The sequence below is a fragment of the Minwuia sp. genome, from assembly GCF_048263705.1.
Classification (GTDB): Bacteria; Pseudomonadota; Alphaproteobacteria; order Minwuiales; family Minwuiaceae; genus Minwuia.
This window is the reverse complement of sequence record NZ_JBLXDV010000003.1, coordinates 339,835-351,674: the sequence shown is the minus strand read 5'-3', so window position 1 is coordinate 351,674 and position 11,840 is coordinate 339,835. Positions and strand designations below refer to the sequence as shown.

Genomic DNA, 11,840 nt, shown 5'->3' with positions numbered 1-11,840 from the left:
CATGGCCGCGACGCGCGATCAGGTATTGAAGTTTTGTGATGCGAAAAATGCGGTGGGTGTCTCGCCGGACAGCGCCCTGAATTCCCGTACCAGATGCGCCTGATCGGCGTATCCGGCCTCGTGGGCGATGGCGGCCCAGTTCCGCTTGCCGTGCTGCGCCCTGTCGAGCACCTGCTGAAACCGCATGATGCGCGCCACCGACTTGGGTCGCAGTCCGAACTCGGCGGAGAAACGCCGGGAGAAATGTTCCCGCGACCAGCCCAGTTCGGCGGCGATCTCGGGGATGCGCACCTGGCCCGCATCTCGCCGCAACCGGGACCAGGCGAACTGGATCGGTGTCGGCAGGGCTTTGCCCGTCGCCAGACGCTGCCGCACGAAACGATCAACGTGGGCCAGCCGATCCGGCCATCGCGTGAGCGCTTCCAGTTGCTCGGCAAGCCGGACGCCAGCCGGGCCGAGCAGATCGAACAGGTCGACCGACTGTGAGGTCAGTTCGCTCAGTGGCAGATCGAAGAAGGCGCGTGCCCCCGCCGGGGTCAGATCAACCTGCAGACAGCAGGCACCCGCGTCGGCACGCACCGTCACGAAGCGGGCCTGCAGACCGGAGACGAAGCTGTCGAAGCCGGTCTCCCGGCCATCCCGGTCGGATATCTGCCAGCGGGAACCGAAGTTGATGATCACGGGAAAGAACAGGTCGGCGGGCATCTTGTGAAAGAAGTACGAGGGCGTGATCTCGCGATATCCCTGATAGCGCAGCACGAGACCCTGCAGATCGGATGCCGGTGTCGCTTCCCAGACCTCGTTCACGCCGGGCGTGCCGAGATCGCTGATCTGACTGAAGGGCGGAACGAAAGCCATGTCCCGCAGCCTACAGCGTTCTGCCGGACGATTGAATCGCGATCATCCGGCGTCACATCGTTTCGAGCCGCCGCTGCAACTGGCGCCGCAGTTGCGGCGAGGGGGCGAGGTCCACGGCCCTGATCAGGTCCCGTTTCGCTTCGGCACGCTGGCCGGCCCGGGCCAGCAGCCAGGCCCGTGTTGCCGGCAGCAGGTAGGAACGTCCCAGCAGGGGGTTGCGGGACAGACCCTCGATGGTTTCCAGCGCGGAGGCGGAACCGTCGGTCTCGGCCACCGCGACGGCGCGGTTCAGGACATGAAAGGGGGATGAGGGATCACGCTCAAGCAGCAGATCGTAGTAGCGGCGCACCTGCGGCCAGTCGGTTCCGGCGTAATCCGGTGCGGCGGCATGGGCGGCGGCGATGCCGGCCAGCAGATGATAGGTGCTGAGATCGTTTCCCTTGCCCGCGACCCGGAGCCAGCGAAAGGCGCGCGCGGTGAGTGCCCCATCCCAGAGCGTCCGGTCCTGATCCTCCATCAGGATGATGTCGCCCTCGCCATCCAGACGCGCCGGCAGCCGGGCAAGCTGAAACAGGCACAGTGCCGCCAGCGCCGCCGCGTCCCGGCGTTCGGTACGCTCATGCATCGCAAGCAGTTCCGCCAGCCGCGCTGCCTCGCGACAGAGTTCGGCCCGTTGCCAGTGGTCGGGGTGATGTCCGCCGTACCCCTCGTTGAGCATCAGGTAGATCACATTCATGACGCCATCGATGCGCGTGCCGATCTGGGCGGCGTCGAGGTCGAGGGACGGTTGGTCGGTGCGCCAGCGCTTCTTCGCCCGCACAATGCGCTGCCGGATGGTGGCCTCGGGTACGGACAGGGCACCGGCGATTTCGGCAGTGCCGAACCCGCACGCCAGTTTCAGGGTGAGCGGAATGGCCGCGTCGCGGCGCAGATCCGGGTCCGCGCACAGGAACAGCAGATCGAGTTCCGCGTCATGCAGCCGGGACGGGGGCAGCGGTTCCGTGGCGGCGTCAACGTCCTCCAGCGGGTCCGTTGGCCTGTACTGACGAAACCTGTCGGTGGCCACATTGCGGGCAACCCGCCACAGCCAGGCGCGCGCATGGTCCGGTACCCCCTTGAACGGCCATGTCTTCAAGGCTCTGAACAGCGCTTCCTGGACGATGTCCTCGGCCTGATCGACATGGGCGGGTCCCAGGTGCCTGACGAAATAGGCCGTCATGCGTCCCGCCTCATGCCGGAAAAGCCGGTCCACGAGGGGGCCGACTTCTCCGGTGCTGATCCTGGATTGTGTCATCACGCGTCGGGCAGCAGCCGAACTTCGATGGGATGACCCCGCACGGCGTGGGGGCAGGTCTTCGCCAGTTCGATGGCACCGTGGAGTGTCTCGCTCTTCACGATGAAGAAGCCGCTGACGATGTCCTTGGTCTCGGCATAGGGCCCGTCGGAGACGATCATCTCTCCCGTGGCGGGCCGGATGACCCGGCCGCCGTCACTGTCGAGTCGTTCTCCGCTCACCAGCAAGCCACGCTCGCCCATCTCGTTCGACCAGGCGACATATTCCTGAATGACGGACTGCATCTCGTCGGGCGACATGGCGTCGTCCAGACCAGCCTTCTCGTGCAGCAGCAGAATGAACTGTTTCATCTCGTTATCTCCGGTTTCGATGGACCCGACCGTTTCGCGTCCTTCACCACCGAAGACGAATGCTGCCCGCAGAATGCGACAGGCGCTTGCGTTTTTTTCTGTGGCCGCGCTCAGAGCATCAGGTCGGGCAGGTCGTTAAGGCCGGTGCTGCCACATTCCAGATCGCGCAGCAGACCGTCTTTCAGACCGTATATCCACCCCAGCACGCTGAGATCCTGACCGTTCTCCCAGGCGCGGATCAGGATCGGCGAGTGGCAGAGTTTGGCGACCTGCGCCTGGACATTCAGTTCGCACAGCCGATCCAGCCGCGACTGATCGTCCGGCAGTCCGTCCAGTTCCTCCTGGTTGAAGCGTTTCAGGTCCGCGACGGTGTCCAGCCAGTGTTCGACCAGCCCTTCCGCTGCCCGGTCCAGCACGGCCTTGACGCCGCCACAGCCGTAGTGGCCGCAGACGATGATGTGTTTCACCTTCAGGTTCTCGACAGCGTACTGCACCACCGACATGCAATTGATGTCGGACGCGTAGACGATGTTGGCGACGTTGCGGTGAACGAAGATCTCGCCCGGTTCCAGGCCGGCAATCACATTCGCAGGCACGCGGCTGTCCGCACAGCCGATCCACAGGAATTCCGGCGTCTGAAGCTCCGACAGACGCCGGAAATAGCGTGAGTCCTCTTCCACATGCCCAGCGGCCCAGCTCTTGTTGTCGCTCAGCAGGTCTTGGGGTGTTTTCGTCGGCATGATTTTTCCTCGGTTCTTGATGGTCCGAGGTTTTTCATGATGCTTTCACATTGTCCAGAGCAGAACGTCGCCAACCGTCAGGCAGGCTTGTCACAGGCGACGGTGCCCATGTCGGCGGGAACGGACACTTCCAGAATCTGGAAATCGTCCGATGTCTGCAGTTCGTTGTGCTTCATGCCGCCGGGGATGAAGATCGATTCGCCGGCGTTGACGCGGACCGTCTCGCCGGTCTCGAACTCCAGATCGACCCAGCCGCTGGTGCAATAGACGAACTGCGCCTCGCACTCGTGATAGTGCCAGCCGGTGGATTCGGTCATGCCCTTGTCGGCGGTGGTCAGCTGCGCACGCATCATGCCCGCGGTCGCCTCGGTCACACCCAGATCAGTGTAGCTGAAAAAGGCGCGGCGGCCTTCTGTCTTCGGTGCCGTCTTCGGGTCCACGTGGACCATCCTGCCGACTTTCGGAGCGTTCGATTGATCGTTCATGCCATCCTCCCAAATGATCTGCGCACTATATCATCGCTCATTCCACAAGCCGAGACCGCAGATTCCCGATCATGTCGAGACAGTGCTGCACCTGTTCCAGCGCGATGAATTCGTCGGGCTTGTGCGCCTGATCGATGGATCCGGGGCCGCAGACGACGGTCGGGATATCCATCTCCTGAAACAGCCCGGCCTCGGTGCCGAAACTGACGACGTCGATATCGTCGTCGCCGGTGAGGGCGCGTGCCAGCGCAATGGCTTCCGATCCCGGCATCGGTTCCAGCCCGCCGACTTCACCGATGGTTTCCAGGTGAATCGCGGCGTCCGGATGGACGGCGCGCATCGCGGGCAGCAGGGTACGCTCGGCGTGATTGCGCAGGCGGTCGCGTACATAGTCGGCATCGGCGCGGTTCACGGGCCGGAACTCCCAGTCCACGGCGCAGCTGTTCGGGATGACATTGTGTGCGATGCCGCCGTGCATCCCGCCGACGGAGATCGTGGTCCAGGGCGGGTCGAAGGGGCTGTCCGTCGGTGCGCGAGGCTTCAGATCCTGTCCCGTCGCGATCATCTCGCTGACATAACGCACCGCATATTCGACGGCGTTGACCCCCTTGTCCGGTTTCGCGCCATGGCCTTCCAGACCCTCGAAGCGGGTCGTATATTCGAAACAGCCCTTGTGGCCCTGGATGACCTTCATGCCCGTCGGTTCGCCGATGATGCAGGCCGACGGTTTCCGGCCCGACTCCGCCAGCGCCTTCAGCAGGACGGGGGCGCCAAGGCAGCCGGTTTCCTCGTCATAGGTCAGGGCGAGGTGCAGCGGACGGGCCAGCCGCGCTTCTGCGAAGGCGGGGGCCATGGCCAGCGCGCAGGCGATGAAACCCTTCATGTCGCACGAACCGCGCCCGAAGATCAGATCGTCGGTATGACGGGCGCGGAACGGGTCGCCGGACCAGTCCTGTCCCTCGACCGGCACGACGTCCGTGTGTCCGGACAGGATCACGCCGCCGTCCACGTCCGGGCCGATGGTGACGAACAGGTTGGCCTTGGTGCCTTCGGCGTTCAGCGTCAGATTGGTGCGCGCGCCGATCCGGTCCAGCCGCTCGTTGGCATAGGCGATCAGATCCAGATTGCTGTCGGACGACACGGTCGGAAAACCGATCAGATCATCCAGAATGGCTGTGGCCTGTTTAAGGTCTGTCATGGCTTCACGAACAGGTTGCGCGGCACATCGGCCAGGAATTCGGCAGGCCCGCTGTCACGGATCAGCAGCGGTTCGGTGATCTCCAGCCCCCATGTGTCCATCCACAGCGCGGGCATGAAATGGAAGGTCATGTCGGGCTGCAGAACCGTCTTGTCGGTGGGGCGGATCGAGAAGGTCCGTTCGCCCCAGTCCGGCGGGTAGGAGAGGCCGATCGGATAGCCGCAACGGCCCTCCCGCGCGATCCCGCGTTTCTCCAGAATGGCATAGAACGCCTGTGCCACATCGCCTGCGGTGTTGCCCGGCCTAGCCGCGTTCACGCCCGCCTCGATTCCCTCCAGAACGGCTTCCTCGGCGCGCAACAAGTCGTCGGGCGGGGTGCCGAGATAGACCGTCCGGCAGAGCGGCGCGTGATAGCGGCGATAGCAGCCCGCGATCTCGAAGAAGGTGCCCGCGCCGGTCTCGAACGGTCTGTCGTCCCATGTGAGGTGCGCTGCCGTCGCGTCCAGCCCGGTCGGCATCAGCGGCGCGATGGCCGGATAGTCGCCGCCGAAGCTGACGCCCTCATGCTCGGCCCCCCAGATGCCGGTCTTGTAGATTTCGGCGGCGACCTCGTTGCGGCGTTTGCCCGGTTCCATGATCTCGAAGATGCGTGCATGCATCTTTTCCACGATCCGCGCCGCGCGCCGCATGTAGCCGATCTCGGTTTGCGACTTCACGGCGCGTTGCCAGTTCACCAGCGCCGTTGCATCGGCGGGTTCGCTGCCCAGTTCGGCGACCAGAACCGCGTGGGCCTTCGCCGAGTAGTAATAGTTCTCCATCTCGACACCGAAGCGCTTTTCCGACCAGCCGCGGGCGCGGATCAGGTCGGCCAGATGCTGCATCGCATGACGCTCGGTCGACATGACGTAGTCGTCGGAATAACCGTGGATGTCGTCCTCATCCATGTAGCAGGTGCGCATGGCGCCCGCGGCGTCCATCCGGCGGCCCCAGAAGACGGGGTCGCCTTCCGGCCCGATCAGCACACCCTGATGCACGTAGAAGCTCCAGCCGTCATAGCCGGTCAACCACGCCATGTTCGACGGATCGCAGGTGAACAGGACCTCGATCCCGGCCCTGTCCATCGCTGCCCGCACCTTCGCGAGACGGTCCGCATATTCGGTTCGACTGAAGGGCAGGGGGATATCGGGCATGGTCGCCTCCGCAACATGAGTGACGCAGCGTCCCGATATTCGGCGACATGAGTCAATCTGTTTTGCTATGACGCGGCATCCGAATTCCACCCAGGCGGTCCTCCCTTGATCGACAATCCGGTTTTCTACGCCGTCGCCGTGCCGGTCCTGATGCTGACCGGGATTTCCAAGGGCGGCTTCGGCGCGGGCGTCGGAATCGTCGCCGTGCCGACGCTCTCGCTGGTCATCCCGCCCCTGCAGGCGGTGGCGATCATGCTGCCGATCCTGTGCCTGATGGACATCTTCGGGGTCTGGTCCTACCGCCGCGAATGGAGCCGGAAACTGATGCTCTATCTCGGCCCCGGGGCGATTGTCGGAATCGGGATCGCGACGCTGCTGGCGGGCTACGTCGACGAACACATGATCAAGCTGATCGTCGGCGGAATTGCGGTGCTGTTCGCGCTGAACTACTGGCTGGGCGGCAGGAACCGGGACGTTCAGCGCCCGGAAAACAGGACGAAGGGCATTTTCTGGTCGGCGGTCGCGGGCTTCACCAGCTTCATCGGGCACGCGGGCGGGCCGCCGCTGCAGGTCTATCTGCTGCCGCTGAAACTCGACAAGACCGTGTTCGTGGGCACCACCACAGTCTTCTTTATGGCCGTGAACTACGTGAAGCTGGTGCCCTACAGCTATCTGGGACTGTTGACGGCGGAGAACCTGCTGACTGCACTGGTGCTGGCCCCGATATGCCCGATCGCGATGCTTTCCGGAGTCTGGCTGCACAGACGCATTCCGGAACGGCCGTTCTACCTGATCTGCTACGTGTTCGTTTTCCTGATCGGCTGCAAGTTGCTCCATGACGGCGTTCTCGGGGTGTCAGGTATGACCTGAACAGGCTTCCCCTGCCGGCGCATTTCAGATTTAATGCAAGTGCATCAATTCTAGACACAGGGGAAGTGACCGATGCAGGACGAGGCAGATGCGACAGCCAAGAATATTCTGGCCGGTGCGGAAGGCACCCGGCAACTGACGGAGAACGTCCTGATTCTGCCGGCGCAGGGCAACGCGCTGGCGGTAAAGGCGGGCGAGGGGATCGTGCTGGTCGATTCAGGTGCGGGCCGGGGGGCCACCCAGAAGATGATCGGCATCCTGCGCGACTGGAGCGATCTGCCCGTCACGGCCATATGCTACAGCCACGGTCATGCCGGATATAATGATGGCGTTTCCGACTGGATCGAACATGCGAAGGCACGCGGCGAAGAGCCGCCCGCGCTGGTCGGCCATGCCAATGTCAAGCCGCGCTACGACCGCTATCGTGAAACGGCTGGTCTGCAGGACAATCTGAACCGGATGCAGTTTCCGCAGTTCAAGCTGGCACCCGCCGGGTCGAAACTGGTCGATCCGACGGTAACGTTCGACGACCATCTGGTGCTGAACGAGGCCGGCAGCCGGGTCGAGCTGTTCTGGGCGCCGTCCGAAACCGACGACGTGCTGGCGCTGTGGCTGCCGGAGGAGAAGATCCTCTACGCAGGCGCATCCTTTCCCGGCACGACTCTGCCCAATGTCGGCACGCCGCTTCGGACCCTGCGGCTGACCATCCGCTGGGCCGAGACGCTGGAGCGGCTGGCGGCGCTGGGTGCCGAGACCCTGATTCAGGAATTCGGGCCGGTGATCGAGGGTGCGGAAGCGGTCGACCAGCGCCTGTCCGGCACGGCGAAGGCGCTGCGCTGGCTGCGGGCCGCGGTCGTCGAACGCATGAACCGGGGCATGAACGATCTGGAGATCATCCACGACATCGAATGCCCGCCGGACCTGTTCGATCAGAAGTGGATGCGCGAACGCTATGGCGCGGTCGAATACATCGTCCGTGACATCTATCGCGAGGAGAACGGCTGGTGGGATCGCAATCCGACGAACCTGCACCCGTCCCATCCCGACGCGGCAGGGGCGGCGATACTGGATGCCATCGGCGACCCGCAGACCGTACTGGACAAGGCCCGCGCCCTGGTCGACCAGGGCGAGACGCAGCTTGCGCTGCATGTCATCGATCTGCTGGCGCTGGCCCCCGGAGACGAAGACGCCGTGGTCGAAGCCCGCACCATGAAGGCCGAACTGTGTCGTGAGAGGGCCGGGCAGGTTCGGCCCTATGTCTCGAAGGCGCTTTACGCGACATCCGCCGACCTGCTGGAAAATGGCAAGCGGCGATGGTCGGAAGCGCAGTAGGGCGCTCCCGACCCGCTCGGTCAGATATGCAGGCTGAGCTGCGGCTGTCCGTTGGATGTCCGTTCAGCCGTGGTGCCGTTGCGGTCGATGTTCGCCGAAACCTGGCGACGCAGAACCTCGAAGCTCTCGAAGCCGGAGACATTGACCGGCTCATCGAAACGGATGGTGATCCGGAACTTCTCGGCCTGAGCCATGCTGCGCACACCAAGCACCTCGGCACTGAAGGGCTTTCCGAGATAGAGACCCCTGACCGTCTGGCCGACGGCGACCGGCGGTCCGGGCTGCCGGTTGCCGATCATCGCGTGCAGCGTGTTCCAGTCGCGCTGGCCATGCTGATGCGCCACAAGCTCCAGCGCCCGGCTGTAGCTGATCGGTGTGCCCGATGCTTCCAGATCGCTGCGCAGGCGCCTGGCCTGGGATTTCGCCTCCGCGATGGAAGGCAGGGTGATTGCGTGAGTCATGACAGACCTCGTCCGGTTCGTTCTGCGGGACAGAAAGGGAGCTCGCGTTGCCGTTCAGCCGCAGAATAACGGGAGTCGGTGTCAGTTCAGAAAAATGGCTTCACCGGATTGCGAGCGGCAGGTGCCATCGACCGAGAGCGCAGATAGGACCGCTGACGTGTGATGTCAATGGCTGCACGTTCGGTGGGCCGGTTCAGCTGAACATGCGCCGCGTGCGCCGGCGGCGGGAGACCAGCAGGATCAGCAGGCCGAGTACGACAAGGGGCAGCCAGGCGGGCGCTTCGAAGACGCTTTGCAGCAGCGGATCCCAGAGAAACGGATGCAGATAGCGTTGCAGACCGTTCTGGATCGCCAGGATGCTGTCGAAACCGAAGAATTCCGCCCAGCGCTGACCCAGCGAGATCGGCGTCCAGCTGCCGGCTTCCAGCGACACGAGCACTTCCGCGCCGAGCGCCACGAGCCCTGCCAGCAGCAGGATATAGCCGATGAGACGCACAATGATCATGTCGGGTGAACTCCGGAAACGAACGCATTTGGTGAATTCCAGAATCGCAAGCCATCAACCTGCCTGTCAACGCTGCTGCATTTCTGCGCATTTGTCCGACCGTGAATCTGGTCTAAGACAGGCGCTCAACCGGGCTTGGAAGGCAGGGCAGACGCATGAACATTCTGGTCATCGGATCGGGCGGACGCGAACACGCGCTCTGCTGGAAGCTCGCCGCATCGCCGATCCTGACGAGCCTCTATTGCGCACCGGGCAACGGCGGCATCGCCGACGAGGCGGAATGTGTCGCGCTTGACATCGCAGATCATGGCGCGGTCATCGATTTCTGTACCGAGCGCAGGATCGACCTTGTGATCGTCGGGCCGGAGGCGCCGCTGGTCGAGGGCATGGTCGATGACCTGGAAGCGGCCGGGATCAGGGCGTTTGGTCCGTCGAAGCGGGCGTCACAGCTTGAAGCCTCGAAGGGATTCACGAAGGATCTCTGTGCCCGCCACAACATTCCCACCGGTGCCTACCGGCGGTTCACGGATGCGGAAACCGCGAGGGCCTATGTGGTCGAGCAGGGTGCGCCGATCGTCGTGAAGGCCGACGGTCTGGCCGCGGGCAAGGGCGTCACCGTCGCCATGACCGTGGTCGAGGCGCATGCCGCCATCGACGAAGCGTTCGGCGGGCGGTTCGGCGAGGCCGGTGCGGAGATTGTCATTGAAGCGTTTCTGGAAGGCGAGGAAGCAAGCTTCTTCTGCCTGACGGACGGTGAGACGATCATACCGCTGGCCACGGCGCAGGACCACAAGGCTGTCGGCGAGGGCGATACCGGCCCCAACACTGGGGGCATGGGTGCCTATTCGCCTGCGCCGGTGATGACGCCCGACATGATCGAGCGGACGATGAAGGAAATCATCGAACCGACAGTGCGCGGCATGGCCGCCGAGGGCATGCCGTTCAGGGGCATCCTGTTCGCCGGGCTGATGATCGGTGCCGACGGTCCGAAGCTGATCGAATACAACATCCGCTTCGGCGATCCCGAATGCCAGGTGCTGATGACCCGGCTGAAGTCGGACCTGCTGCTGGCGCTGGTCGCCTGCATGGATGGCGTCCTGAAGAACGTCGATATGCGCTGGCATGACGATCCGGCCATGGTCGTCGTGATGGCCGCGGAAGGCTATCCGGGGGACGTCGTCAAGGGCAGCGAGATCAGGGGACTCGCCGATGCCTGGGCGGTCGATGGCGTGACCGTGTTTCATGCGGGCACAAAGCGCGACGGCGATCGGGTGCTGGCGAACGGCGGCCGCGTGCTGGGCGTGACGGCCAGCGGTGCGACCGTGACAGAGGCGCAGAAGCGGGCCTATACCGCTGTGGACCGGATCGACTGGCCGCAGGGTTTCTGCCGCCGCGACATAGGCTGGCGTGCCGTCGCGCGAGAGTCTAAGACTTGAATCCAGAAGTTTCGTCCGGGGAGGGACCACAGAATGGCTGATGAGAACAGCGCGCTTTTTTCAGGCACCAAGGAAGTCGACGAGCGCTTTCGCTTCGACGAGGGCGCACTGGAATCCTGGATGCGCGAGAACGTCGATGACTTCGCCGGCGGGCTTCAGGTGCGCCAGTTCAAGGGCGGCCAGTCCAACCCCACCTATGCGCTGAAATCGGGGCAGAAGGAATATGTCCTGCGCCGCAAGCCGCCCGGCAAGCTGCTGCCGTCGGCCCATGCCGTGGACCGTGAATACAAGGTGCTGACCGCGCTGGGGCGGCACTCCGATGTGCCGGTCGCGAAGACCTGGGGACTGTGCGAGGACGAAAGCGTCATCGGTACCATGTTCTACGTGATGGATCTGGTCGATGGCCGCGTGATCTGGGACCAGAGCCTCGCCGATGTCGAGAAGTCCGAGCGCCACAAATACTATGACGCCATGAACGACGTCATCGCCCGGCTGCACAACGTCGACTACAAGGCGGTCGGTCTGGAGGATTTCGGCAAGCCGGGGTCCTACGTCGCCCGTCAGGTCGGTCGCTGGTCGAAGCAGTACAAGCTCTCCGAGACCGACAAGATCGAGGAGATGGACCGGCTGATGGAGTGGCTGCCGGAGAACATCCCGGATTCGGATGCGACGACGGTCATCCACGGCGACTACCGCATGGACAACATGATCTTCCACCCCACCGAGCCGCGCGTGATGGCCGTGCTGGACTGGGAACTGTCGACGCTGGGCGATCCGCTGGCCGACTTCGCCTATCACGTGATGAGCTGGCGTCTGCCGAACAAGCTGTTCCGCGGCATCGGCGGCGAGGATCTCGATGCGCTGGGCATCCCGCACGAGGAAGAATATGTCGCCGCCTACTGCAAGCGGACAGGGCGCGAGCGGATCGACAACTGGGACTATTACCTCGCCTACAACATGTTCCGCATCGCGGCCATTCTGCAGGGTATTGCGGGCCGCGTGCGCGACGGCACTGCCGCCTCGGATCATGCCAAGGGCCAGGTCGACCGCATCAAGCCGCTGGCCCAGTACGCCTGGGCGCAGGCCGAGAAGGTCATGAAGACCGGGTAGGTCGCCTCCCT

13 protein-coding genes are annotated in these 11,840 nt (G+C 63.9%); 4 read left to right on the top strand and 9 right to left on the bottom strand.

The annotated features are described in order from the left end of the window. Nucleotides 1-18: 18 nt before the first annotated feature. The 7 genes from ACN0X7_RS06530 to ACN0X7_RS06500 all read right to left on the bottom strand — a co-directional run bounded on the left by ACN0X7_RS06530 (nt 19) and on the right by ACN0X7_RS06500 (nt 6,115). Nucleotides 19-858, bottom strand: coding sequence for a helix-turn-helix domain-containing protein (locus ACN0X7_RS06530; RefSeq protein ID WP_417515338.1), 840 nt, complete (start codon nt 856-858; stop codon nt 19-21). Between the two features lie 52 nt (nt 859-910). Continuing rightward, nucleotides 911-2,152 (bottom strand): RNA polymerase sigma factor, encoded by a 1,242-nt coding sequence (locus ACN0X7_RS06525; RefSeq protein WP_417515336.1) that lies wholly within the window; start codon nt 2,150-2,152, stop codon nt 911-913. Further along, complete coding sequence (locus tag ACN0X7_RS06520; RefSeq protein WP_417515334.1) at nt 2,152-2,502, bottom strand: YciI family protein; 351 nt, start codon at nt 2,500-2,502, stop codon at nt 2,152-2,154. Before ACN0X7_RS06520 ends, ACN0X7_RS06525 begins: the two co-directional genes overlap by 1 nt. A gap of 110 nt (nt 2,503-2,612) precedes the next feature. Continuing rightward, nucleotides 2,613-3,242 carry a carbonic anhydrase gene (locus ACN0X7_RS06515; protein ID WP_417515332.1) on the bottom strand — a complete coding sequence of 210 codons (630 nt, stop codon included), beginning with the start codon at nt 3,240-3,242 and terminating at the stop codon, nt 2,613-2,615. Between the two features lie 77 nt (nt 3,243-3,319). Continuing rightward, nucleotides 3,320-3,727, bottom strand: coding sequence for a cupin domain-containing protein (locus ACN0X7_RS06510; RefSeq protein WP_417515330.1), 408 nt, complete (start codon nt 3,725-3,727; stop codon nt 3,320-3,322). A 37-nt stretch (nt 3,728-3,764) separates the two neighbouring features. Next, entirely contained in the window at nt 3,765-4,925 is a 1,161-nt protein-coding gene (gene argE, locus ACN0X7_RS06505; RefSeq protein ID WP_417515328.1) for an acetylornithine deacetylase, read from the bottom strand. Next, nucleotides 4,922-6,115 (bottom strand): M24 family metallopeptidase, encoded by a 1,194-nt coding sequence (locus ACN0X7_RS06500; protein WP_417515326.1) that lies wholly within the window; start codon nt 6,113-6,115, stop codon nt 4,922-4,924. Before ACN0X7_RS06500 ends, argE begins: the two co-directional genes overlap by 4 nt. Before the next feature lie 105 nt (nt 6,116-6,220). Here ACN0X7_RS06500 and ACN0X7_RS06495 point away from each other — a divergent pair, with 105 nt between their 5' ends. Beyond that, the gene (locus ACN0X7_RS06495) at nt 6,221-6,985 is read left to right on the top strand and encodes a sulfite exporter TauE/SafE family protein (protein WP_417515324.1); all 765 of its coding nucleotides are present in this window, start codon (nt 6,221-6,223) and stop codon (nt 6,983-6,985) included. Between the two features lie 72 nt (nt 6,986-7,057). Beyond that, nucleotides 7,058-8,317 carry an alkyl sulfatase dimerization domain-containing protein gene (locus tag ACN0X7_RS06490; RefSeq protein WP_417515322.1) on the top strand — a complete coding sequence of 420 codons (1,260 nt, stop codon included), beginning with the start codon at nt 7,058-7,060 and terminating at the stop codon, nt 8,315-8,317. 20 nt (nt 8,318-8,337) lie between these two features. Here ACN0X7_RS06490 and ACN0X7_RS06485 read toward each other — a convergent pair whose 3' ends face one another. Both ACN0X7_RS06485 and ACN0X7_RS06480 read right to left on the bottom strand, forming a co-directional pair. Next, nucleotides 8,338-8,778 (bottom strand): glyoxalase superfamily protein, encoded by a 441-nt coding sequence (locus ACN0X7_RS06485; RefSeq protein WP_417515320.1) that lies wholly within the window; start codon nt 8,776-8,778, stop codon nt 8,338-8,340. Between the two features lie 193 nt (nt 8,779-8,971). Next, on the bottom strand, nt 8,972-9,283 hold the full coding sequence (locus tag ACN0X7_RS06480; RefSeq protein ID WP_417515318.1) for a hypothetical protein: 312 nt from the start codon (nt 9,281-9,283) through the stop codon (nt 8,972-8,974). Nucleotides 9,284-9,438: 155 nt separating this feature from the next. Between ACN0X7_RS06480 and purD the strand changes: the two genes are divergently transcribed. Further along, nucleotides 9,439-10,719 (top strand): phosphoribosylamine--glycine ligase, encoded by a 1,281-nt coding sequence (gene purD / locus ACN0X7_RS06475; RefSeq protein ID WP_417515316.1) that lies wholly within the window; start codon nt 9,439-9,441, stop codon nt 10,717-10,719. Nucleotides 10,720-10,752: 33 nt separating this feature from the next. Next, nucleotides 10,753-11,829 carry a phosphotransferase family protein gene (locus ACN0X7_RS06470; RefSeq protein ID WP_417515314.1) on the top strand — a complete coding sequence of 359 codons (1,077 nt, stop codon included), beginning with the start codon at nt 10,753-10,755 and terminating at the stop codon, nt 11,827-11,829. Nucleotides 11,830-11,840 lie beyond the last annotated feature (11 nt).

What these genes read in the sequence shown, in the direction of transcription:
- ACN0X7_RS06530 (WP_417515338.1), bottom strand. Translation starts at nt 858, where the DNA reads ATGGCTTTCGTTCCGCCCTTCAGTCAGATCAGCGATCTCGGCACGCCC.
- ACN0X7_RS06525 (WP_417515336.1), bottom strand. Translation starts at nt 2,152, where the DNA reads ATGACACAATCCAGGATCAGCACCGGAGAAGTCGGCCCCCTCGTGGAC.
- ACN0X7_RS06520 (WP_417515334.1), bottom strand. Translation starts at nt 2,502, where the DNA reads ATGAAACAGTTCATTCTGCTGCTGCACGAGAAGGCTGGTCTGGACGAC.
- ACN0X7_RS06515 (WP_417515332.1), bottom strand. Translation starts at nt 3,242, where the DNA reads ATGCCGACGAAAACACCCCAAGACCTGCTGAGCGACAACAAGAGCTGG.
- ACN0X7_RS06510 (WP_417515330.1), bottom strand. Translation starts at nt 3,727, where the DNA reads ATGAACGATCAATCGAACGCTCCGAAAGTCGGCAGGATGGTCCACGTG.
- argE (WP_417515328.1), bottom strand. Translation starts at nt 4,925, where the DNA reads ATGACAGACCTTAAACAGGCCACAGCCATTCTGGATGATCTGATCGGT.
- ACN0X7_RS06500 (WP_417515326.1), bottom strand. Translation starts at nt 6,115, where the DNA reads ATGCCCGATATCCCCCTGCCCTTCAGTCGAACCGAATATGCGGACCGT.
- ACN0X7_RS06490 (WP_417515322.1), top strand. Translation starts at nt 7,058, where the DNA reads ATGCAGGACGAGGCAGATGCGACAGCCAAGAATATTCTGGCCGGTGCG.
- ACN0X7_RS06485 (WP_417515320.1), bottom strand. Translation starts at nt 8,778, where the DNA reads ATGACTCACGCAATCACCCTGCCTTCCATCGCGGAGGCGAAATCCCAG.
- ACN0X7_RS06480 (WP_417515318.1), bottom strand. Translation starts at nt 9,283, where the DNA reads ATGATCATTGTGCGTCTCATCGGCTATATCCTGCTGCTGGCAGGGCTC.
- purD (WP_417515316.1), top strand. Translation starts at nt 9,439, where the DNA reads ATGAACATTCTGGTCATCGGATCGGGCGGACGCGAACACGCGCTCTGC.
- ACN0X7_RS06470 (WP_417515314.1), top strand. Translation starts at nt 10,753, where the DNA reads ATGGCTGATGAGAACAGCGCGCTTTTTTCAGGCACCAAGGAAGTCGAC.